At 39.6% G+C, this 23,547-nt stretch carries 22 protein-coding genes; 10 read left to right on the top strand and 12 right to left on the bottom strand.

Features of this window, described 5'->3' with window-relative positions; genetic code table 11:
- Positions 1–147 precede the first annotated feature (147 nt).
- A complete protein-coding gene (gene cls / locus BMX63_RS06170; RefSeq protein ID WP_220083817.1) occupies positions 148–1,305 on the top strand; it encodes a cardiolipin synthase in 1,158 nt (385 codons plus the stop codon).
- 89 nt (positions 1,306–1,394) lie between these two features.
- Here cls and argS read toward each other — a convergent pair whose 3' ends face one another.
- On the bottom strand, positions 1,395–3,068 hold the full coding sequence (gene argS, locus BMX63_RS06165) for an arginine--tRNA ligase (protein WP_093133032.1): 1,674 nt from the start codon (positions 3,066–3,068) through the stop codon (positions 1,395–1,397).
- A 5-nt stretch (positions 3,069–3,073) separates the two neighbouring features.
- A complete protein-coding gene (locus tag BMX63_RS06160; protein ID WP_093133030.1) occupies positions 3,074–3,505 on the bottom strand; it encodes a YwiB family protein in 432 nt (143 codons plus the stop codon).
- A gap of 198 nt (positions 3,506–3,703) precedes the next feature.
- On the opposite strand from BMX63_RS06160, the gene BMX63_RS06155 reads away from it, so the two are divergent.
- Entirely contained in the window at positions 3,704–5,758 is a 2,055-nt protein-coding gene (locus BMX63_RS06155) for a transglycosylase domain-containing protein (RefSeq protein WP_093133028.1), read from the top strand.
- Between the two features lie 282 nt (positions 5,759–6,040).
- Here the strand turns inward: BMX63_RS06155 and BMX63_RS06150 are convergent, their stop codons facing one another.
- The 4 genes from BMX63_RS06150 to BMX63_RS06135 all read right to left on the bottom strand — a co-directional run bounded on the left by BMX63_RS06150 (position 6,041) and on the right by BMX63_RS06135 (position 10,915).
- The gene (locus BMX63_RS06150; protein ID WP_281242726.1) at positions 6,041–6,571 is read right to left on the bottom strand and encodes a YwhD family protein; all 531 of its coding nucleotides are present in this window, start codon (positions 6,569–6,571) and stop codon (positions 6,041–6,043) included.
- A 307-nt stretch (positions 6,572–6,878) separates the two neighbouring features.
- Positions 6,879–8,945: an ABC transporter permease subunit gene (locus tag BMX63_RS06145; RefSeq protein ID WP_093133026.1), complete on the bottom strand. Its 2,067-nt coding sequence runs from the start codon at positions 8,943–8,945 to the stop codon at positions 6,879–6,881.
- 161 nt (positions 8,946–9,106) lie between these two features.
- On the bottom strand, positions 9,107–9,607 hold the full coding sequence (locus tag BMX63_RS06140; RefSeq protein WP_093133024.1) for a YwgA family protein: 501 nt from the start codon (positions 9,605–9,607) through the stop codon (positions 9,107–9,109).
- A 12-nt stretch (positions 9,608–9,619) separates the two neighbouring features.
- Positions 9,620–10,915 (bottom strand): HD domain-containing protein, encoded by a 1,296-nt coding sequence (locus tag BMX63_RS06135; protein ID WP_093133022.1) that lies wholly within the window; start codon positions 10,913–10,915, stop codon positions 9,620–9,622.
- A gap of 334 nt (positions 10,916–11,249) precedes the next feature.
- On the opposite strand from BMX63_RS06135, the gene BMX63_RS06130 reads away from it, so the two are divergent.
- The gene (locus tag BMX63_RS06130; RefSeq protein ID WP_093133020.1) at positions 11,250–12,077 is read left to right on the top strand and encodes a lipoate--protein ligase family protein; all 828 of its coding nucleotides are present in this window, start codon (positions 11,250–11,252) and stop codon (positions 12,075–12,077) included.
- A gap of 144 nt (positions 12,078–12,221) precedes the next feature.
- Here BMX63_RS06130 and pta read toward each other — a convergent pair whose 3' ends face one another.
- On the bottom strand, positions 12,222–13,196 hold the full coding sequence (gene pta / locus BMX63_RS06125; protein WP_093133018.1) for a phosphate acetyltransferase: 975 nt from the start codon (positions 13,194–13,196) through the stop codon (positions 12,222–12,224).
- A gap of 231 nt (positions 13,197–13,427) precedes the next feature.
- On the opposite strand from pta, the gene hemQ reads away from it, so the two are divergent.
- From hemQ to BMX63_RS06105, 4 genes are all read left to right on the top strand, one after another.
- Entirely contained in the window at positions 13,428–14,174 is a 747-nt protein-coding gene (hemQ, locus tag BMX63_RS06120; RefSeq protein ID WP_093133016.1) for a hydrogen peroxide-dependent heme synthase, read from the top strand.
- Between the two features lie 472 nt (positions 14,175–14,646).
- Complete coding sequence (locus BMX63_RS06115; protein ID WP_093133014.1) at positions 14,647–15,069, top strand: cell wall hydrolase; 423 nt, start codon at positions 14,647–14,649, stop codon at positions 15,067–15,069.
- Between the two features lie 45 nt (positions 15,070–15,114).
- Positions 15,115–15,660 carry a spore coat protein GerQ gene (gene gerQ, locus BMX63_RS06110; RefSeq protein ID WP_177167217.1) on the top strand — a complete coding sequence of 182 codons (546 nt, stop codon included), beginning with the start codon at positions 15,115–15,117 and terminating at the stop codon, positions 15,658–15,660.
- 123 nt (positions 15,661–15,783) lie between these two features.
- On the top strand, positions 15,784–16,029 hold the full coding sequence (locus tag BMX63_RS06105; RefSeq protein ID WP_093133012.1) for a hypothetical protein: 246 nt from the start codon (positions 15,784–15,786) through the stop codon (positions 16,027–16,029).
- Between the two features lie 6 nt (positions 16,030–16,035).
- On the opposite strand, the gene BMX63_RS06100 is transcribed toward BMX63_RS06105, so the two are convergent.
- The 4 genes from BMX63_RS06100 to BMX63_RS06085 all read right to left on the bottom strand — a co-directional run bounded on the left by BMX63_RS06100 (position 16,036) and on the right by BMX63_RS06085 (position 18,520).
- Positions 16,036–16,404 (bottom strand): DUF423 domain-containing protein, encoded by a 369-nt coding sequence (locus BMX63_RS06100; protein ID WP_093133010.1) that lies wholly within the window; start codon positions 16,402–16,404, stop codon positions 16,036–16,038.
- A gap of 35 nt (positions 16,405–16,439) precedes the next feature.
- Positions 16,440–16,751, bottom strand: coding sequence for a YwdI family protein (locus BMX63_RS06095; protein WP_093133008.1), 312 nt, complete (start codon positions 16,749–16,751; stop codon positions 16,440–16,442).
- A 224-nt stretch (positions 16,752–16,975) separates the two neighbouring features.
- Positions 16,976–17,632 carry an amino acid ABC transporter permease gene (locus BMX63_RS06090; protein WP_093133006.1) on the bottom strand — a complete coding sequence of 219 codons (657 nt, stop codon included), beginning with the start codon at positions 17,630–17,632 and terminating at the stop codon, positions 16,976–16,978.
- Between the two features lie 57 nt (positions 17,633–17,689).
- Positions 17,690–18,520, bottom strand: a complete 831-nt coding sequence (locus BMX63_RS06085; protein ID WP_245732737.1) for a basic amino acid ABC transporter substrate-binding protein — start codon at positions 18,518–18,520, stop codon at positions 17,690–17,692.
- A gap of 366 nt (positions 18,521–18,886) precedes the next feature.
- On the opposite strand from BMX63_RS06085, the gene BMX63_RS06080 reads away from it, so the two are divergent.
- The 3 genes from BMX63_RS06080 to BMX63_RS06070 are packed head-to-tail and all read left to right on the top strand — an operon-like array spanning position 18,887 to position 22,781.
- Positions 18,887–20,104, top strand: coding sequence for a CaiB/BaiF CoA transferase family protein (locus BMX63_RS06080; RefSeq protein ID WP_093133002.1), 1,218 nt, complete (start codon positions 18,887–18,889; stop codon positions 20,102–20,104).
- 15 nt (positions 20,105–20,119) lie between these two features.
- Positions 20,120–21,319: an acyl-CoA dehydrogenase family protein gene (locus BMX63_RS06075; RefSeq protein ID WP_093133000.1), complete on the top strand. Its 1,200-nt coding sequence runs from the start codon at positions 20,120–20,122 to the stop codon at positions 21,317–21,319.
- Between the two features lie 13 nt (positions 21,320–21,332).
- Positions 21,333–22,781 (top strand): NAD-dependent succinate-semialdehyde dehydrogenase, encoded by a 1,449-nt coding sequence (locus BMX63_RS06070; protein ID WP_093132998.1) that lies wholly within the window; start codon positions 21,333–21,335, stop codon positions 22,779–22,781.
- 256 nt (positions 22,782–23,037) lie between these two features.
- Here the strand turns inward: BMX63_RS06070 and BMX63_RS06065 are convergent, their stop codons facing one another.
- The gene (locus BMX63_RS06065; RefSeq protein ID WP_093132996.1) at positions 23,038–23,352 is read right to left on the bottom strand and encodes a DUF3870 domain-containing protein; all 315 of its coding nucleotides are present in this window, start codon (positions 23,350–23,352) and stop codon (positions 23,038–23,040) included.
- Between the last annotated feature and the right edge of the window lie 195 nt (positions 23,353–23,547).

Here is a 23,547-nt window from a genome sequence, read left to right as displayed (position 1 = left end):
TACTACTTTAAATTATGAATGAACATTCAGTCAATACCTTTAAGACAATTTATTTTGGTTTAACCTCTTTCTTTTGCGAGAATAATAGGAGTAGAGAAAGGAGAATGGACAAAATTGATTTTTTTCATTATAACCCTGGTTTTTATCTTGATAATATTCTTTATTTGGCTTGATTTTTATTTAGGAAGAAAACATCATTTACAGCACACTCAATCGATAACCTTTCCCCTATCCAGTGCTCAGGTTCAGCTATTTCAATCAGGACACTCTTTGTACGATGATATGTTTCGCATGATTCAACATGCGAAAAGGGAAGTGAATGTACAGATTTATATTGTAAGGCGTGATGAAATCAGTCAAACCTTCTTAGAGCTCCTGGAAAATAAAGCCCGGGAAGGTTTAACTGTACGACTTTTAGTAGATCGTTTAGGGAGTTATCGCATTAATCGTTCCATACGTGGTCAGCTAAGGGAAGCTGGCGTTCAGTTTGGTTTTAGCAGCAAGCCTGGGTTCCCGTTTTTGCTTTACCGTCTTAATCGACGCAATCATCGAAAAATCGCCGTTATTGATGGTGAAGTAGCTTACACAGGTGGTTTTAATATCGGTCAGGAATATATAAATCAGGATGCTCATTTTAATAATTGGCGTGATTATCACCTTAAGTTGTATGGACCTGTCGCTCAGAATCTGCAGCAAGTATTTAAAATGGATTGGGAGGAAGCCATCGAAAAAATAGAAGTTTATCATCCCGACTTAAAAGATGAAAATCAGAAAGTAAAAATAATGGCGACTGACGGATGTGATATAGAAAGCACATTCTTGCAATTTATCAAAGGAGCTCAACAGGAAATCATAATGGGATCCCCTTATTTCATTCCGAGTAAAACCCTTATGAGTGCAGTAAAACATGCTCTCGAAAAGGGTGTAGCTGTTAAAATCCTGGTGCCAATGAAAGCTGATCATCCGCTTGTGAAGGAAGGTGGCATTCCTTACTTATTTGAGTTAAAAAAAGCAGGTGCTGATGTGCGATTGTTTGATCAGGGCTTTTACCACGGAAAGCTTCTTCTGGTAGATGATGAATGGTGTGAGATAGGAACAGCTAACTTCGATCGACGGAGTCTGTTTTTAAATAAAGAAGTGTACGCCATTTTGTATGACAAGTCCTTTATTGAGTTCGTTCGAAGGTTCTTTATGCAGGATTTTAAGGCTAGTATTGTGCTTAGTGAAACATGGTATAAGCAGCTGAGCTGGATAACCAGAGGGGTGAAAATTCCTTTGGCCAGACTTATGCGGCGATGGCTTTGAGTTTGTATTGGAATTGCCCTAATTGACCCCAGGCAGAAGTCCCCTGGGCGTACTAAAAAAGCCTCCCGAACTGGGAGGCTTTATCATTCCTACATTTTCTCCGGAGCATGGACACCAATAAGCTTCATCGCATTGGAAAGTGTAATTCGTACCGCTTCAATGAGAGCAAGTCGCGCTTTGCTAAGCTCAAGTTGATCATCATTAATAACTTTTTCTGCATTGTAAAAGCTATGCAAATCGGATGCAAGATCATAAATGTACTGCGTGACCCGATGCGGCGTACGCTTCACGGCAGAGTCTCCAATAACTTGCGGGAACTCACCTAATCGCTTCAATAAATCTATCTCTTTTTCAGATTGGATCAGCGTTAAGTCCGCATCTTCACTAGGCTCAAGACCTTTTTCCTTTGCCTGACGCAGCATGCTGCAAATACGCGCATGAGCATATTGAACATAGTAAACCGGATTTTCATTCGATTCTGATGTTGCTAAATCCATATCAAAATCCAGATGGGTGTCGTTCGAACGCATGACGAAGAAGTAACGTACTGCATCAAGGCCAACTTCTTCGGCTAATTCAACCATCGTAACAGCTTTTCCTGTTCGTTTACTCATTTTCACGATTTCGCCGCCTTGAATAAGGTTAACCATTTGTATAATCGAAATTTCAAGCTGCTTTGCGTTGTAGCCCAGTGCTTCAATGGCTGCCTTCATTCTTGGAATGTAACCATGGTGATCAGCGCCCCACACATTGATAAGTGTATCAAAACCACGTTCAAATTTATTTTGGTGATAAGCAATATCCGGGGTTAAATAAGTGTAGTTGCCATCCTTCTTAATCAGTACGCGGTCCTTATCATCATTGAAATCTGTAGTGCGGAACCATACTGCTCCGTCTTTTTCATACAAATACCCTTGTTCTTTAAGGTAATCCAATGCCTGCTGCACTTTTCCTTCTTCATATAAAGACGATTCAGAAAACCATTCGTCAAATGGAACACGGTAATCTTCCAAGTCCTTTTTAATACGGTCCAATAAGAAGTCCAAGCCATATTGTCTGCAGAACTCAACACGTGCTTCCTCCGATTCATTGGCCCATTTATCCCCATATTCCTTGGCCATTTTCTCCCCTAATTCCACAATATCCTTACCATGATAGCCATCTTCAGGCATCTCAAAATCAGTTTGGCCTAATGCCTGCATGTAGCGGGCTTCGACTGATTTGGCAAGATTGTTCATTTGGTTTCCTGCATCATTAATATAATACTCTCTTTGAACATCGTATCCGGCTTTTTCCATAATATTGGCGAGGGAATCTCCAAAAACAGCTCCTCTTGCATGCCCAAGGTGAAGCGTACCGGTTGGATTGGCGGAAACAAATTCAATTTGGATTTTTTCTCCATTTCCGGCATTACCCTTTCCGTATTCTTGCTGATCCTTTAAAATGGTTGGAATCAATTCTGTTAAATACGTGCTATCAAGGAAAAAGTTAATAAAACCAGGACCTGCTATCTCAATATTTTTAATTGAGGCTTTCGACTGATCAAAGTTAGCTACAATATCGTCAGCAATTTGACGAGGTGCCTTTTTTGCGATACGTGCGAGCTGCATGGCCATATTTGTTGCATAGTCACCATGTGCTTTTTCTTTCGGTGTTTCTAATACTACTTCGGGGATTTGGTCTTCGGTTGCTAACTCTGCCTTCACAACGGCCTCAACAATCTCATCCTTTATTTTCTGTTCTGTTTGTTCGACAATATTCATTTCCTTTACTCCCTTTCATATGTAAGCGTAAGTGTATGTCTTTGGGGCTCTTGTTGATTTAATCTTAACGAGTATGAGATAAACAACTGACCCTTCTGTCCGTTTTGATCCTTGGAAAATTCAATTTGATTCGTTTTCGTTTCCATATGCATGGTACCAAATGGGTGGTAATAAGTGCTTTCAGTTGCATGGTCTTCACGAAAAATCTGGTTCATTTTAATGGAGCCCGTCCGTTTAATCGTCACTTTATCGTCCGAGATGGTGGTCATATTTTTTACACTTTCTCCATCTTCGTCCTTTTCATTAAAAATTAAAACCTGTGAGTCACCATTGTCATAGCATTTTCCCTTTCCTGCTATGGACATTTGCTCTCGGAAGCTTTGATCTGCAATATCGGTTTTTACGGTTACTCTAACACTCATTGGTTTTACAGCCAAGATGAATCTCTCCGATCAGAGGTATAAGTCTCTCCTATTATAATGATTTCAACAAAATTTCTCAAATCGTATACAAAAAAGAAATCTCCAGGAATTGGTCGAATCCTTTTGTTTTATCGTTTAAAATTTATTCTCTATTTCCATACTGATTAATAGGCCGACATCATTGTTTTAACGATAATGAAAGGTGGAACCTGTATGGAACAACGTCGTCGAAGGACAAGAACCAGAAACCGCAGAAAATGGTTTATATATAGTCTTATAGGAGCAATGACTCTACTCTTGATTAGTGCTGGCAGTATCTTTCTTTATAGTTATGTTCAAGGCCCACCCTCCCTTACCAGTCAGCAAAATACCGTCCTTTATTCCGCAGACCAGGAAGTAATTGGCGTAAAGCACGGTAATCAGAATCGTTATTGGGTCCCATTAGAAGAGATAAACCCCCATTTAAAACAAGCCTTTCTCACTACGGAGGACCAGGATTTTTATAATCATTTTGGGTTTGACCTTACACGTATACTTACGGCCATTACTAAAAATATCATACATATGGATAAGGTTGAGGGGGCAAGTACTATCACCCAGCAATATGCGCGAAATTTATTCTTAACACACGAAAAATCCTGGGATCGGAAAATAAAAGAGGCTTTTTATGCCCTTAGACTTGAAATGTTTTATGACAAAGATAAAATTTTGGAAGGCTATTTGAATACCATCTACTTTGGCCACGGGAATTATGGAGTTGAGGCAGCCAGTCGTTATTATTTCGACAAGCATGCAAAGGAACTGACTATAGCCGAAGCCTCTATGCTGGCCGGAATTCCTAAGGGTCCATCTTATTATTCACCCATTGATCATCCGGAAAATGCAAAGAAAAGACAGAGGACCATCCTTCACCTTATGGCTGAAAACAAGGACATTTCTAAAGCAGAATTAAACAAAGCCCTGAAAGAAAAATTAGCTTTTTCAGAAGAGGATGAGCGTAAAGGAAAGCAAATTGCACCGTATTTTCAGGATGTAGTCATGAATGAAGCCAGTGAATTATTGGATGTAACCAATAAGGAGCTTAAAACAGGTGGGTACAAAATTTATACGACGTTAAAGCAGGATATGCAAAAAAAACTGAAAGAAACGTCAAACAAGAAAATCGATGATTCTTCTAATATACAAGTGGCGGCTTTAAGTATAGCCCCAAAAACAGGTGCAATACAGGCACTCCTGGGCGGGCGAAATTATCAGGAAAGCCCGTATAATCGGGCATTACAAGCCAAAAGAATGGCTGGTTCTACGTTTAAACCTTTTTTATATTATGCTGCATTAAATCGGGGAGCCACTCCTGCAACACCACTGGAGAGTGAACCGACGGAATTCAAATTAGCAAATGGAAAAGTTTATGCGCCATCGAACTATAATGGATATTATGCCAATGATGAAATTACATTGGCTCAAGCCCTCGCTTTGTCTGATAATATTTATGCTGTCAAAACAAATCTTTATTATAAACCTGAAACATTAGTAGAAACGGCCAAGCAGTTTGGCATCAAAAGTGTTCTTCCAGCTGTTCCTTCTCTTGCCTTGGGAACTGCTTCTGTTTCTGTTCTTGAAATGGCGCGAGGATACGGTATGCTTGCGAATGGTGGTCAAGCACTGCATCCACATACCATTCAAAAAATTACTGATTCATCAGGTGAGGTCTTATATGAGCGGGGAAAACCCTCCAAAAAGCAAATCCTTGATCCGGATACATCCTTTGTACTCACTCATTTAATGACCGGGATGTTCGATACATCATTAAATGACTATAGCCGTGTAACAGGGGCAGGCATCACCGATCAATTAACAAGAGAATATGCCGGAAAAACCGGCTCTACTGATACGGATAACTGGATGATTGGTTTTAGTCCTCAAGTTGTTACAGCCGTTTGGACTGGCTATGATCAAAATAAAGAAATCACAAAAGCGAAGGAACTAACCTATGCACGTCATATCTGGGCTGACTACATGGAAGCCGTTCATCAGGATTTACCAGAACGTAAATTCAAACCACCAGAAGGGGTAACAGCTGTAGCCATGGATCCACATACTGGAAAGCTTGCACACTCTGGATGTGAAGACCAGCGTGTTACCTATTTTATAAAAGGAACTGAACCGCAAAGCTACTGTACACTCCACGTTCCAAATCCTGAAAAATCAGAGGAAGACAAACAACGGAAAAAAGATGGTAAATCAATTTGGGATTGGATTGGGTTTTAAGATTTGACCCTGTGCCTCCTTTAGAATCTTTCTTAATGGGGCACAGGGTTTTATGTTTTATTTCAGGAACTATGTACAGTCTTCATTTCGAAAATAAACATCAAACTTTTAGAAAAGATGTAGAAAAAGGGGCAGCTCAATAGCTGCCCCTTTTTCTTGTCCTAGTAAACATGTAAAACCCATGTGCTCTTATTTTACAAACTTCCCATCTAAATCACAAGATGTTCATAAAACGTTCACAATTATTTCAAATTTTTCTTTTATAATGATAAAACTTTGTTATTATTGATCAACGTTTCCAACAAAAGCATTCTTTAGCTCATCGCTAGAATTTTCCCACATTTCCGGGTTAAACTCGCGTAAAAAGGAGCCTAAAATTTGCTTGGATTTGTCATCCATATGGTCGATTACTATACGCCCCTTAAGGGATTTATCCATATGGTTCACATGCTCCGGAAGCAGCTTATAGCCTCTTCGGATTTCACGATCTACAACTAATTCACTTGCTGCCAATCCATAATAATGTGCGCCGTTTTCATTACGTTCGACTGTCGTCCATGCAATCCAATAAAGCTTCCCATTAGGAACCTCATTTCGGTCGGATAAAAACTTAATACGCTTTTCCACAGCACTTCTCGCATGCATGGCACCCATATCTACAAAGGCTTCTCCTTCATTTGGATCCACAATAATCGGAGACATATTTTCAAGACTAATCGCTCCCCCACCACTATAACCAGGGTGTCCATCGATTGGATCGTCTTTCATAATCGTAAATTGTTGTGTTTTTTTTGGCTCTTTCTCGTTTGACACGATATAAACCTCCTTCCATTAACTAAGGAAAAGTTTGTCTTTTATTTTAGGCACTGTTAAATATAGGTGTTGATTTCTTCTCCAGTGCGCTCGCTTTCCACGGGCGGCTCCAGTGCATCCTCAGCATACGCCTGCGGAATCTCCCATATAAGCTCTTCCAGCAGGAGTCTACGCGCATTTTAGCTCCATCAACTTGGCAGAAAATCAACAATATGCTTTAACACAGCCTTATTTTAACATATATCAAGGCAGCAACACATGATAAAGCTTCCCTTTACAAGGTTAATCCCACCTGTATCGATTCAGATTAGTTAAAATCATCATACCGCCTGACCAAATGAAAGTCATGAGCTTGTAATTTTTGCACATCCTTTCGTCCGGATATGTCTTTCCTTTCATTTCGAACCCTTTTCTTCTTCCTTTTAAAGATGACACCTACCTTGACCTGCTGAACCTCTTTAACCCCCTGAATCATTAACTGCATAGCAAAAATGGCGAGCATAAAAGCAAATAATGTAAAGATAATTAACCAATATTGTCCACCTGACAGGGATTCCTTTGCAGCTCCTAGTAGTCCGGACCATTCATACGTAATGGATTGTGGCGGGTCAGGAATCCGCTCAAAGCTTATGTTGGTTCCGCCAAAGTAAAAATCAAACACACCTAGATGCATAAAAATGAGGAGGACTTGTATAAATTGTTGTCCAAATAAAATCGTTAATCTCGGTCCAATATGAGGAAGAATATGCTTTTTCAATATATGAAACTTACTCCCGCCTAATACTTTTGCACTCACAATAAACTCCTGTTGTAAAACGCCCTTCATTTCTTTTCCTGATAAGACAGCGGTTAGTGGAACCACTAATATAGTTAAAATCACTATCTCTAATAGCATTCGTTCTGAAAATGAATATTGAAAGCCCGTACTTGATTCCATCAGGATTGGTTCAAGCAGAATATAGGCGATGACACTTAACGGAAGAAAATGAATCGAGTCTACGATTTTTTCAATCCATTTTTGTCCCCTGGTATTTAATGTGAAAGCGTAGAAAATTCCAATGAAAAATCCTGTTCCAACTCTTAAAAGTGCAATGAGCAAAGCAAAAAACAACGTATACTTCGCTCCGACGACCAATTGATCAAAAATACTAAATCCTAATGCATCTGTCCCCATTAAGTAGGGTTCTGGAGGTGAATGGGGCGGAGCACTTATCAATGTCACCCCATCCTCTGCAAAATAGAGTCTTGTTTGATCGATATGATCATCCGTGACAACGGAATAAAGAACACTACACGTAATCGTCACCACAAAAAATAAACAACCTATGGCAAATTTAGGATTTTTCATATGTGTAAAAAACAATTTTAAAGGCTTCAGGATTACATTCCATGGTTTACGAATTTGCAAAATGCTCTGCCCTATTTGTTTTAGTCCATGAACCAGACTTCTAATAGGCTGGATTCGCTTACGGTTTCCGGAGTCCTTTTTTACCATAGTTTGTCCATATATCCCCTCATCTCTCAACCAGAAATCGATTCCCTGAAAGAACAGAAAAAATGGTGTGAATAAGAGAATAAGAGAGATTGCTATTACCATAGGCTGTAGGCTTTCTGTCATATAAAACGTAATCCCATTTATATTAAAGATTCGTTCAATGATAAACAAACTGGATAGTGTACCCCAAACGATGACTTTTGAATGATGAAAAGCACTTGGGGCAATATTCTTTAAAATATGATGGAGAACAATGACCCTTTCTTTCATCCCCTTACTTTTAGCAAATACGACATAATCTCTTAAACGCTCCTCCTCCATCAAGTGAAGCAAAAATTTAAACAGGGTGACCATAGGTAATATGGCGAGGGTAATTATTGGTCCAGCGTACACCTTTTGATCCATGTAAGTAGCTACATTAAATAGCCTTATATCTGTAGCTTGATATATCCAGATAACAAGCATTTGTAGTAGAATAGCAACCACAAGGTCAGGAATAGATTCAAGAAATTCCAGTAATCGCTTAAGCGGGTGTAATATCGGCTTCGGCAGGAAATTGGCGAAGAGGGCCAACAGCAAAGCCAGGAAAAAGCCTGCAAATAAAGCCCCAATCACAATTTGCATAGAATAAACAAAAGGCTCCCAGATGGTCTCAAGTAAAGGAAATGGTTTAGGCGGGCGGCCATACATATAGACCCAGGACTCAGGGTTGGAAAACTCGATTATAAAATGCCATAGCGTCTTAACATATTCTCCAATATGAAAAATACCACCTGTTTCCGGAAGCTGAGCCTCCATAAATCTCTTCGGCATCACACTAATACACAGAATGCCAAATATCCCTAATATGTAATAAACTACTGTTTTTAAAATATTCATAGCTTTTCCTCTATTCCTAATCGTTTTTTGTTTACCTCATAAAGAAATCATACAAAATAGTATGAATAATGTAAATATTTTATAAATCATTAATGAAAAAGTCTTAAGCCAAAAAAAGCATCATCCACCTCCCATCGGGTGAATGATGCTTTCCATAAAACCTAATGCTTCACATTCATTTCCTCAATAAATGCCCAAGCTCTTTCAAGTTCCTCACGTGTATAATTTTGTTTCTTTTTAACGGACAAAACCTTTTCTTCAATCTCTTCCTTTGGGCGATTGTCAAAATACAGCATTGTAGCAATAAGCTCCAAAAATCTTGAGCTCATCCCTTTCATTTTTTCTATCCACTGATCCATGTTAGGCATTTCTATATTGTAGTGGGTCAAAAACTTTTGTCCTTCATCTGTAATGGAATAACGATATTGATAATAGCCACTCTTTTTCTCTTTTTCTTCTTCTAAAAACCCTAGATTAATCAGCTCCTGAACGCGTAAGGTCAGTTCTTCTGAATAAGGTCCATAGAAGTGAAACTGATAACGTTCGGAAAATGGAAAATGACACTTTTTTAAGATATAAATCATCTTTTGCAGTCTCTTTCTTCCGATGAGTTCATGACATTCAGAAAAAAACGAAACTAACTTTGCATGATCCTGTAACACAAACGTCAACTCCTATCCTTCTAAAATCTCTAAAATTCGCTTTTTAACTCGACTTTTATCTGCTAATCCCTCAATAAAATCTGAAGGGTAATATAATTTATGATCTGTGCGCTTTTTCCCTGAAATTGCCTCGACAATTTCCGATTGCCTGGAAAGTTCCTTTAACTCATCATTTTGCATAAGTAAATGGATGGGCAGGCGTTCTTCATCCTCTCCCGGGCGATAAAAATCATAGGGTAAATCAGATGAGGAATCTACTTCTAAATAATAATCAGGATTAATACCAGCTTCTGTAAAGAGCTTATGCAGCTCCATCCATTGTTCTAATTGGTGATTAGGGTTGAATTCTATATACTTAAACAGATGTCGATTAACAAATCGATTGCATAAATCACTTAAAATTTCATCATCTTCCTCTTTCCAAATTTGAAAATAATATAACACGATCGATTCATCTAATTTTAAATAATCTTCTAAAGTTGGCTTCCCTTCAAAAAAGGTTTCAAAATGTAAAGGAGGAAGCTTAAAGGAATAATTGTTTTTATATAAATAACGGGCACGATGTAAAATCTTTGTCAGTATCACTTCAGAGCTTCTCGTTACAGGGTGAAAATAGACCTGCCAATACATTTGATAACGACTCATAATGTAATCCTCAACCGCATGCATTCCGGTAGCCTTAATGACTACCTGATCTTCCATTGGTCTCATAACCCTGAGTATGCGTTCCATATCAAAATGGCCATAGCTAACGCCTGTAAAGTAGGCGTCGCGTTGAAGATAATCCATTCGATCAGCATCAATCTGACTGGAAATGAGGCTGACCACAAGCTTGTTCGAATACGTTTTTCCGATTACATCTGCTACATCCTGGGGAAAATCAGGATGAACACGTTTTAAAATGTTGTTCACATTAGTATCTCCCAGGATAATCTCCCGGGTGAAGTCCTCATGATCTAAATCAAATACCTTTTCAAACGAATGGGAAAAGGGCCCATGTCCTAAATCATGCAACAGACCTGCTGTTAAACATAATAGACGCTCCTCTTCATTCCAATCGGGGTGTTCCTTAAAGTTTTCTAAAATCCGTCTAACAATTTCATATACTCCAAGAGAGTGATTAAAACGGCTATGCTCTGCACCGTGAAAGGTATAAAAAGACGTTCCCAGCTGCTTAATTCTTCTTAATCTTTGAAACTCCGGAGTTCCAATTAAATCCCAAATCACCTTATCCCGCACATGGACATAACGATGAACAGGATCTTTGAACACCTTCTCTTCAGCTAACTGCTCGTTTCGATATTCCATTTATTCCAACCCTTCTTCAAAACACGTATTTTGCGCAAAATACCTCAACCGATGTCTTTCACTATCTATTAAGTAAAATGACGTTTAACTTTTTCTATTATATAAAAGATGTCGAAAAAATACACCTCTTGACTTTTAAAAGGTTTATTCATGAATGTCGAAAAATCCAGAAAAGCGGGAGGCGACTGTTCAAACAGAATTCACCACTTACGGAGGCCTATAGTAGATGACATCTCACAACCTGATCAGAAGTCGTGGCAAGACCAAATACATAAGCAAATATGCTATAATAAGCAAGATTAATAAAGCTTATGATTAGTAAAGGAGAAGCTTCATGTATAATCTTCATCCATTGTTACATTTCGACAAAATTCGATTTATTGATCAATCGTTAAATATAAATACTTCCGCCATGCAATCCTTTGCAACAGATGATGCACTTTGTCTATCCATTAGCAGTGAATTATCTCCACTTACAGCACGGCTGTGGGTTCATGACCGCACAGTTGTATTAGGCATTCCAGACAGCCGTTTACCACATTTAAACAAAGGGATTTCGTACCTGCAAAAGGCTGGATATCATGTTGTTATTCGGAATTCAGGCGGACTGGCCGTTGTTTTAGATCAGGGAGTTCTCAATTTAACCTTTATTTTTCCTGATGGGAAAAAGTTAGGCATCCATGAGGGATATAAGGCGATGGTATCCTTCATTGAATATTTGTTTTCTGAGGAAGAAGAAGCCTTTGATGTGTATGAAGTAAAGGGCTCTTATTGTCCCGGAGAGTATGATATTAGCGTAAATGGAAGGAAATTTGCAGGTATTTCCCAGCGTCGCGTAAAAAATGGAACTGCTGTACAAATTTATATGTGTATTGAAGGCTCAGGAGCTGAACGGGCTGAACTTGTGAAAGAGTTCTATACCAAGTCCCTGGAAAATGAACAGGTAAGCTATGAATATCCAGCGATACAGCCTGAAACGATGGCATCCTTAAGCGAGCTATTAAAAAAACCGTTAAAGGTGTCGGATGTCCGAAATAAAATTTTATATACATTAAACGAAATTTCATCCTCCATCATAACTCAGCCTTTACAGGGAAAAGAATTAGAATGGTATACAAAACGAATGAAACAAATGGAAACAAGGAATGAAAAGGTTTTGTGATAAAGATTAACTTTATAAAGATTGTCGCTTTTTGCATAAAAATGAGGATAGCGGAAGGAAATATACGTTCTTTGGTGAAGAACGAAACTTTTAGACATAAAAAAACAGGTGCCTGTCGAAATCTGACTGCACCTGACTTTTTTATTATGCTAGGGACTGAGCAGCTGTAATGATGGAAAGCTTATACACATCATCAGCAGAACACCCTCTAGAAAGGTCATTCACGGGCTGGTTTAAGCCCTGAAGAATAGGACCAACTGCATCAAAGTTGCCTAACCTTTGGGCAATCTTATATCCAATGTTTCCTGCTTCCAGGCTAGGGAAAATAAACGTATTTGCATCGCCCTGTATGGGTGAATCTGGAGCTTTTTTTTGAGCAACTGATGGTACAAAGGCCGCATCAAATTGGAATTCCCCATCAATAACAAGCTCCCTGTTCTTTTCTTTGGCAATGTCAATAGCCTGTTCTACTTTTTCCGTTTCTTCAGATTTTGCGGATCCTTTCGTTGAAAAGCTTAACATGGCTACACGTGGATCAATGTCAAACAGATGTGCAGTTTCAGCACTCTCTACTGCAATTTCAGCTAAATCTTCACTATTTGGTGCAATGTTTATGGCACAATCTGCAAACACATACTTCTCTTCATCACGAACCATGATAAATACACCAGAGGTTTTCTTCACGCCTGGTTTTGTTTTTATAATTTGGAGTGCAGGTCGCACTGTATCAGCTGTAGAATGAGCCGCTCCACTTACAAGTCCATTAGCTTCATTCATATAAACAAGCATCGTGCCAAAGTAATTTTCGTCTTTAAGAATCTTTCTGGCTTCCTCTTCTGTAGCTTTCCCTTTTCTTCTATCTACAAATGCCTGAACCATATCATCAAATCGGTCATAGGTATTTGGATTCATGATTTGACATTGATCAACTTGAACTCCTAATTGCGTTGCCTTCTGTTTCACTTCTTCTTCATCACCGATTAGTACAGGGGTTACGGAGTCCTCTTTAGAAAGTTTGCTTGCTGCTTCTACAATACGCTCATCAGATGCTTCCGGAAGAACGATTTTTACATCTCTATTATGTAACTTTTCTTTTAAACCTGTAAATAATCCACTCATAGTTTACCCTCCTAAATCATAACCTGTTATATATTGTACACCACTACCTGTATTATTGAAAATCATAGAATGGCTCACACTACTTTTCCCTTTCCAAAACTCCTTTATCCTTATAAGCAAAATTGCAACATAATTGTCGATTTTACGAGCTTTTTGTTTCCATTTAAGCATTAAAGTTATGATATAGTATACTCGAAAAGAAAACTTGTACGTTTAAAGGAGCGATGAAATATGGCTGAAGCAGTAGAAACCTTAGATGGATGGTATTGTCTTCATGATTTCCGCACCATTAACTGGGCTGAGTGGAAGAAGGCACCTTCCAATATTCGTGAAGAAGCTTTAGAGGAATTGAAAAACTTATACGCCAAATGGGATGAAATAGACAGCAACAAAAATGGCAGCTACGGGGTTTATTCCATCGTAGGTCAAAAAGCTGATTTATTATTTATGCACGTGAGACCTACAATGGATGAATTAAATGAATTAGAGATTGAATTCAATAAAACGAAATTTGCTGAATTTACTAATCCAACCTACTCCTATGTATCTGTTGTTGAATTATCCACTTATATGGCGAAAGATAAGGATCCAGAAACAGACCCAGCTATCCAGTCCCGATTGAAACCTATTCTCCCTAAGAATTGGGAGTATGTATGCTTCTATCCAATGGACAAGCGCCGTGAGGTCAATGATAATTGGTACAGCCTGTCCATGGAAGAGAGAGGCAAGCTTATGTATGAGCATGGCATGACAGGACGTAAATATGCAGGGAAAGTCCGCCAGATTATTACAGGGTCGATTGGCTTTGATGACTGGGAATGGGGCGTAACATTATTTGCAAAAGACGTACTTCAATTTAAGAAGCTTGTTTATGAAATGCGTTTCGATGAAGTAAGTGCACGCTTTGCAGAGTTTGGCTCCTTCTATATTGGAAAGCGTAAAACCTATGAAGATATCGTGCCTTTACTTGAAGTTTAAAATCATAAAAGATTAGCCAAAAGCAATCCCTTGTCAGTTTCGAATGCTGGCAAGGGATTTTTTGCGCGCAGATTTCTGTTAATCCCCCTTAAAACTTCACACATATCCCATCAAAAGCAGCATATATATTTAAAAAGAAAGGCTGTTTTCACATTTTCTGTTGCTTTTCCCTGCCGCAGTTTAAATACACTACGCTTTCCGCTAGTGAGCAGTGAGCCTCCTCGCTGCGCTGTGGGGCTCACCTGTCTCACGTCTCCTGCCGGAATCTATGTGTATTACAACGGCTTGTGTTTTCTCCCATCAAAAAATTAATTAAAAACAACCATATTTTAGAAAACAGCCAAAAGAAAAATGAGCAATTCCTGTAACTTTCACCCATTTTATTACATAGACTGAGGTGTAATGTCTAGTAGGATATTTGTCTAAGAGGAACCCCTGCTGGCTGAACCACAGATTAAGTGAGGTGAGGGATTTGGCAGTTATTCCTTTTACTGCAAAGGGCCAGAAACTATTAGCCCGACTCATGCGTGCTGAAGCCGAGGGTGATGGCCAACTGGGAATGCTCATGGTAGGAAATACAGGGGTCAATCGGGTACGTGCCGACTGCCTCGATTTTACCGATATTCGTGACATCGAAAGCATGGTCTTTCAATCACCAGGAGGATTTGAAGCAACACAAAGGAGTTATTTTTATCAAAGAGCAAGGGATAAAGATCTTAATTTAGCGCTAAAAGTATTACGAGGTCGCAGAGAGCATCCTGCAACCAATTCATTATGGTTTTTTCGACCTGAAGGAAGCTGTCCTGCACAATGGTTTGGGCAGTGGAATACAGGTAGATATAAATCTCATTGTTACTTTGCTCCAACACAATCTGAATGTCCAAACATATTTTAGAAAGGAGTGTCCATCATAATGGCGGAAGAACAACCATCTTATGGTATGTCCCCAGACGGTAGTCAAGGTCAGCAAGGTCAGGTGCCACAGCAGCAAGCGCCATTTTATCCATCCCCAAGCGCACCATTCCAGGGGGGTCAGCAGCCACCTCAAGGTCCTGGTTTTCAAGGTGGTATGCCACAAGGAGGTATGCCTGAAGGAATGGGTCCTGGTATGCAAGGCGGAATGCCAGGTATGATGCAAGGTGGAATGCCTGGCATGGTGCAAGGTCAGATGGGACAAATGGGTCAAATGCCACCATCGGGAGGTCCTATGGCTGGAGGAGTCGGAAATGGGGTTCCGGGTGAAGAAGAATCCTACATTGAAAATATTTTGCGTTTAAACAGAGGGAAAATGGCGACTGTTTACATGACCTTTGAGAATAATGAACAGTGGAATGCAAAAGTATTTAAAGGCATTCTGGAAGCAGCAGGACGTGATCACATTGTGTTAAGCGATCCAGAAACAGGAAGACGTTACCTCCTCCTAATGATTTATCTGGATTATGTCACGTTTGATGAAGAATTAAATTACCAGTATCCATTTGGTTAATTGAGCATTTAAACAAGGAACCGTCATAAAAATCCCTTGTCTTGGCATGATTACGACAAGGGATTTTGCTTTATATTTTTAGGAAAGAGCAAAATATAGTTCTTGTTCGAAAGGAAGTCCAGGATGAAACATAAATCTGAAAAGTATTTTCAATATCAGTATATGACCTTATTAGCCTGTATTTTGCTTGCAGTAGTTGCTGTCTGGCAACAAATACAGCTATTATACTTACTTGCTTTTTACTCTCTTTCTCTAAGCTTTATTTTTGATGGTTTGGGGCACCATATTCGAAATGAACAAGCTGATTTTTACCAGCAGCTAATCCGTGCTTTGTTAATTTTTCTCTTAACGACTCTCTTTTACTTTTAAAAATACTTACAGATATTTGATCATAGCGTAACCTAAAAGGATCCATCCAATTAAGAACGAAACGCCTCCAAGAGGTGTAATCATGGCAAATAGTTTTACACTTGTTGTAGAGTAAATATATAAACTGCCGGAAAATAAAAGAATACCAATAAAGAAAAACCAGCCTGCACTTTGTAGTGGTCCTTGATTCACTTTCATTGCAACCAGAGCTGTTACGAATAATGCCATCGTATGAAACATTTGATAGGTAACAGCTTTATCCCATGTACTAAGCATTTTTTCGCTCAATCTTCCTTCCAGTCCATGAGCTCCAAATGCACCTAGAGCAACAGCAAGAAAACCATTTAATGCGCCTAAAACGAGAAATAGTTTCATATCTTATCCTCCCCTTGCTTGTTTATTTGCTTATTTTAAAAATCAAATATCGAGTCCCCGTTCGCATCATCATGATCAATTGATTCTCTCTGATGCCCTGGAGATGATGGTGATGATGTTCCGGGATTATAAACCTGATGCGATGAACGCTTATGATTTTGCTCCTGAGTGAGTTTTAGCATAACCTCTGTTTCACTTGTTGTTGTTTCCTCATCTATAAACAAATCCGTTAGTAAACGAACGGATTTTATGTGTTCTTTCATTTTACTTGGATCATGAGCGTTATCCATTGCTTGCTGAACTTCATTTAGCATCTTCTGTAAAACTTTCCGATCAGGGACAGGCATGCCTTCGCCTCCTTTATGTAAATGTGATTGTTATTATAACATGATTAGGATAGAAGGTGCATTCCTTACTACTGGCTGCTAAGACTTCCAGTATTCTTTATGTAAAAGCTTGAAAACCTTTTTAGCTAACCACAGAAATCACCAAAAAAAGCCCGGCACTCTTCCTTTAACTGAAGAGCCCGGACCCCTTAGATTTTCCCTGAGACTTTTTAAAATATCTATCATTATATTTGAACCCATTTTCTCTCTACTACCTGCAGGACATAAGACAGGCCTAAAACGATGATTAAATAAATGATGGCTACCGTAATGTATGGCTCCCACACCACATAATGCTCGCCAACTGCTGCATCACCCCAGTACATTAGCTCTTTGGCTGCAATGACAGATGCCAATGATGATTCTTTGATGAGCGTAATGAATTCATTGCCAAGTGGTGGAATCATACGACGTACCGCCTGAGGCAATATAACATGCCTCATCGTCTGAACCTTTGACATCCCTAGTGACCTGGATGCTTCCATCTGCCCCTTATCAATCGACTGAATACCGGCTCTAAAGATTTCAGCTACATAAGCAGATGAATTCAGACTTAGGGTTACAATGGCTGAGGCCACTGCTGTACCATCAGGATAAACTGCAGGCATTACAGCGAAGTGGAAAATAAACAGCTGAACTAATACAGGTGTCCCTCGTAAACAGTTGATATAGGTCAGAAACGGAAATCGAATGAGCTTGTTTGGGGCCATTCTTCCTAATGCTATAAATAAACCGATTAGAACTCCTAAGAAAATCCCGGCTAATGAAATTGCGATTGTCAGTAATGTCCCATCAAGGAAAAAAGGCAAATACTCCTTGATGATATCCCATCTTATGTCCATGTTAAGCTCCTCCTTGATGCTCCTTAGCGCTTTAAAGCATGTGCGGGAAGTCCCAAATCAGTTTAAAACGCTTGTATCAGGTGTTTGTCCGAACCATTTTTCATAAATTTCTGCATATGTTCCGTTTTCGATGACAGTTTCTATTGCCTGATTGATCTCTTCGGTTAATTCATTGTCTTTAGGAAACATAAACCCGTAATACTCAGAGTCAAAAGCCTCTTTGTCTTCTACTGTTTTAATCTTAGCATCGGGATTATTCTTGATATATTCCTGCGCTACCGCATTGTCTACAATAACTGCATCAACATCACCCTGTTCCATAGACATAATCGCAAGTGGCACCTGATCAAATTGGTGAATCTGATCGGAATTTGTACCAAAGATTTTCTCAGCTGCTTCTGCCCCAGTAGTAGAAATTTGTACACCTACATTTTTATCTTCTAAATCTTTAACACTGCTAATATTTGAATCTTCCGGAACCAGGATTAATTGAGTAGATTCAAAATATGGATCGGAAAAATCATAGGTTTCCTTACGTTCATCCGTTATCGTTATGCCCGCTACAGCTAAGTCTGCTTTATGATTCACAACATTTTGTAGCATGGTTTCCCAGCCAACATTGTCAAAGCTTGCCTGATAACCTGCCTCTTCAAGAACTGCTGTAGCAAAATCAACATCAAACCCTGTGACTTCCCCTTTATTCATAAATTCAAATGGTGCAAACGCTGCATCAGTCGCGATGGTGAGCTCTTTTAGTTCTTCTCCGCTTGAAGATGTATCCTCTCCTCCGCAGGCTGCTAATAGAATTAAAGATATACCTATTATAAGTGCGACGATTTTTTTCACGGCTTCCATCCCCTTGTCTGTTTTGTTTGTATATTTATTCATTATAATTTATTATTATACATTTCACCGATTAATTGTAAAGAGAAATTCAGTAAAAAATGCAGAAAAATGCTAAAATGTTTTCCATCAATAAATGAAAGCGTTTCAAAATTAGTGTTTACAAATTTTTCGGAATATTATAAAATGCAAGTAGGTTAAAAACTTGCCAAAACTTTACGCCAAAGTTCTCTTCGCAAGTACATAACCTGTACATTTTTTGTGAAAATAAAATCAATATCAAACTGTTCAGTCTGTTCCCAAATCTACGCCAGAATTGGCCAAACAGATTATATGCCAGTTACAATCCTTATCAATTTTAGTGGATTGTGCTGGCATTTTTTAGTGAACCAATAAAGTCGATTCAAGCCTATGGGGACAGTTTTCATAAGGAGGGATGACAAAATTGAAGCTTTGCAAGGTATTCGTGTTTTAGATTTTTCCAGGGTTTTGGCTGGTCCCTTTTGCTCGATGATTTTAGGAGATCTGGGAGCTGAGGTCATTAAAGTGGAAGCTCCTGGTGGAAGTGATGAGACGAGAAAGTGGGGCCCACCTTTTAAAAATGAGGTGAGTGCATACTATTTGTGCGCCAATCGCAATAAAAAAAGCGTCACCATTGACCTTAAATCTATTAAAGGAAAAGAAATCATCCAAAAGCTTGTTCAAAACAGTGACGTGGTCATACAAAATTTTAAAACAGGAACCATGGAGCGGCTTGGGCTAAGCTATGAAGATTTAAGCAAGATCAATCCAGGTATTATTTATTGTTCTATCACGAGCTTTGGGGAAACTGGACCTTATAAAAGTTATCCAGGCTATGACTTTATCATTCAAGCCATGAGCGGACTGATGAGTATTACAGGAACTAAAGAATCAGGACCACAAAAAGTCGGGGTTGCGATGACTGACGTTTTAACCGGGTTGTATGCCTGTATCGGGATTGAATCAGCGTTACTTGAAAGAAAACAATCCGGAAAAGGGCAAAAGATTGACCTGTCATTATATGAATCTGCTGTCAGTTCACTGGTGAATATAGCCAGCAACTATTTAATGTCCGGCAAGATTCCTGAAAGACTGGGCAACCACCATGCGAATATTGTACCCTATCAGACCTTTCGCACCAAAGATGGAGAAATGGTCATAGCAGTTGGCAATGACCGGCAATTTCAGGCCTTATGCAATATTATTCATCAATCTTCTCTCGCACAACAGCCGAAGTTCAGGACGAATCCAGATCGAGTGCAGAATCGCGAGGAGCTCACAGCTATTTTGCAGGAGGCGTTTGAGAAAGAGACTACTTCTTATTGGCAGGAACAATGCCATGAACACAATATTCCTGTTGGTCCCATCCAAAACATGGATGAGATAAGAAAGGATCCACAATTAGAAGCAAGACACTTTTTTCAATCCATTCAACATCCAATAGCAGGTGAAATGGATATTCTGGGAAGTCCACTCCATCTATCAAGAACTCCACCTAGAGTTAAAAAACACCCACCTGAGGCGGGTGAGCATAACGAAGAAATCTTACAATCTCTCGGATTATCAGAATCCGAAATACAAAGCTATAAAAACAATCAATGGATATAAAGGAGTAGATGAATAATGAACTTTGAATTTAGTGAAGAGCAAAAGCTGCTAAGAGAAACCGTTCGTCATTTTGTTGATAAAGAAATTATGCCCTACATTCAAAAGTGGGATGAAGAAGGGAAATATGATGAAGGAATCAATCAGAGACTTGGCGAACTGGGCTTAATGGGTGTATGTATTCCGAGAAAATATGGCGGAAGCGGAATGGACTATAATTCGCTTGCCATTGTGTGTGAGGAGCTTGAACGAGGCGATACTGCCTTCCGTACAGCTGTTTCCGTTCATACTGGTCTTAATAGTATGACCCTTCTTCAGTGGGGCACAGAGGAACAAAAGCAAAAATATCTTTTACCACAAGCTAAAGGGGAAAAAATAGGAGCTTTTGGACTCACCGAACCTGGTGCGGGATCTGATGTAGCCGCTATGCAAACCACTGCAACCAGAGATGGAGATGACTACATTTTATCCGGTCAGAAAACATGGATTTCTCTTTGTGATGTCGCCGATCACTTCCTCGTATTCGCCTATACAGATAAAGACCAAAAACATCACGGCATTTCCGCATTTATTGTTGAAAGATCTATGCCCGGTTTTTCTTCAAAGGCTATTAAAGGTAAACATGGGATACGGGCCGGAAATACGGGGGAAATTTTCTTTGATGAGGTAAGAGTTCCAAAAGAAAACCTGCTCGGCGAAGAAGGTGAAGGATTTAAAATTGCCATGTCAGCCCTTGATAATGGGCGGTTCACCGTTGCTGCCGGTGCCTGTGGATTAACGATGGCATGCCTGGAAGCCAGTGTTAAGTATTGTCATGAACGTAAAACCTTTGGAAAAGAAATTGCGAAGCATCAGCTTGTTCAGCAAATGATTGCCAAAATGGAAGCTGGCCTGCAAATGAGCCGCTTACTCGTATATAGAGCAGGAGAGCTTAAAAACCAGGGAAAGCGAAATACACGTGAGACTTCTTTAGCCAAATGGCAAGCGTGTGATATAGCTAACCAATCTGCAGATGATGCGGTACAGATTCATGGAGCTTACGGTTATTCAAATGAGTATCCTGTTGAACGACACTTGCGGAATTCGAAGGCACCCGTAATCTATGAAGGGACACGCGAGATTCATACCATTATGCAGGCAGAATATGTATTAGGTTATAGGAAGGATAAACCGCTTAATAAGATGTTACCTGCCTGGGATCCGAATTCTGATGATTAAGGGAGAGATTCTAATGGTACGTTATGATTCGTCTATCCAAAGTATTTTTGTTGATGGAAAGTGGTGCAGTGCTTATTCAAATCAGACCGAAGCCGTGTATAACCCAGCTACACTGGAAGCTATTACAGAGGTTTCTTATGGAGGACAAAAAGAAACGATAGAAGCAGTGAAAGCTGCCAAAATGGCCTTTCCTGAATGGTCTGAGCTTTCACCACGCAAACGTTCAAACATTCTGTACAAAGCATCTGAATATATGCTGGAGGATGTTGACCGGCTAGGAACCATTTTAACGATGGAGCAAGGAAAGCCATTAAAAGAAGCAAAAGGTGAAGTAAAAGGGGCTGCAAGCTTTCTCAGATGGTATGCGGAGGAGGCCAATCGACTTTATGGGGAATGGATCCCTTCCTCCAATACCCGCAACAGACTGCTTGTAATACCACAACCCATAGGAGTCGTAGGAGCGATTACCCCGTGGAATTTTCCATCATCCATGATTACGAGAAAAATCGGTCCTGCATTAGCTGCAGGCTGTACTGTTGTACTTAAACCAGCACCGGAAACACCTTTATCTGCGATTGAAATCATTAAGATACTGGAAAAAGCCGGCATACCAAAAGGGGTTGTCAACCTCGTTACGGGAAATGCTGAGGAAATTGGACGGGAATTTTTATCAAATAAAGATGTACGTATGATTACTTTTACCGGATCAACCAAAGTTGGAAAATACTTAATGAAAGAAAGTGCAGAGCATGTCAAAAAGGTTTCGCTTGAACTTGGCGGGCACGCGCCAATCTTAGTGTTTGACGATGCTGACTTAGATGTAGCCGCTGAGCTTACATTAGGAAGCAAGTTCCGTAACAGCGGGCAAACATGTATCTGTGCCAACCGTGTTTATGTTCAATCGTCCATCTGGGAAGCATTTAATGAAAAATTAACGGAAAAAGTCAAAGAGCTAAAACTTGGAAATGGATTAGACGACGGTACTACGATGGGGCCGCTAATTAATCAACAAGCAATAGAAAAGGCAGAGGATCATCTAAAGGATGCAACCTCTAAAGGGGCCGAAGTACTGTTCGAAGGAGAAAAACAAAAAAATGATTTACAGGGTTACTTTTATCCCCCTACCGTATTAGGAAATGTGAGCGGTGATATGAAGGTTATGAATGAAGAAACCTTTGGTCCTATTATTCCTCTGCAGCCTTTTGATGATGAAAAAACAGCTATGAACTGGGCAAATGATACAGACTATGGATTGGCAGCTTATATCTTTACAGAAAATTACCGTCGTTCTGTACGTGTATCCGAAAAGCTTGAATACGGTATTGTCGGAATTAATGAGGTTTTCCCGGCCCGGGCTGAAGCACCGTTTGGAGGTATTAAACAGTCAGGAATTGGTAAAGAAGGTGGACATTACGGAATTGAAGAGTTTGTGGAACATAAGTATATTGCTTCATCCATTTAATTGAAAGGCTGTTAATACCTATTATTTTATTTTCTACCAGATTTGGTTGGAGCGGAAGTGCACGCGAGACTCCTGCGCGAAGAGGAGTATACGGGAGACCCCGCAGGCATATGCCAAGGAGCCCTCCAGACCACTCGCGAAAAAGCGAGCGCACTGGAGCGGAAATCAACTCCTATGGTTAACAGAGCCAATGAAAAAAGAAATTCTGAAAAACAGGGTGCCAGTGGTTCAACATTCTGGCACCCCCTTTTTATTTTTATTTACTTTGCACCGATTGCGTGTACTGTTTTGCCAAATCCTTCAATGCTGAAGCAACCGCATTTCCCGCTTTTCCTAAGTAGTGCTTTTTCACTTCTTCAACAGGGCTTTTAATACCGTCCCTTAAACTATAACCCTTTAAAAGTCTTTGGACAAACTCCCTCCCGTGTTCAGTCGCTAATGTACAACCAGCCTCTACAATCACGCCGTATTTTTTGTCAACCTCTGCTGTAATTGTAAGTGTTTCATACATATTTTGAGCTGCCATTCCACTTGGGAGTTTAGCGTGGCCCGCTACGAAAAACGTGTTCACGTACCTTCACCTCGTTTTACAAGTGTGTAATTCCTCCCAGCTTAAACGTCCGTAAGACTAACCCATTGGATGATGAATGGATAAAAGGACGGTTATCACTGCACTTCATGTTAAGTCGAGCAAGGATTAACCTTCCCACTACTTAAAGTTTTACTTTATCTTAGTAAGGTTTCGTGAACGGATTACAAATTCCTT

This window comes from Salinibacillus kushneri (assembly GCF_900111405.1).
In the GTDB taxonomy this organism is placed as follows: domain Bacteria; phylum Bacillota; class Bacilli; order Bacillales; family Alkalibacillaceae; genus Salinibacillus; species Salinibacillus kushneri.
Note: the sequence above shows the minus strand (reverse complement) of the source record. Positions and strands in the feature narration are given on the sequence as shown.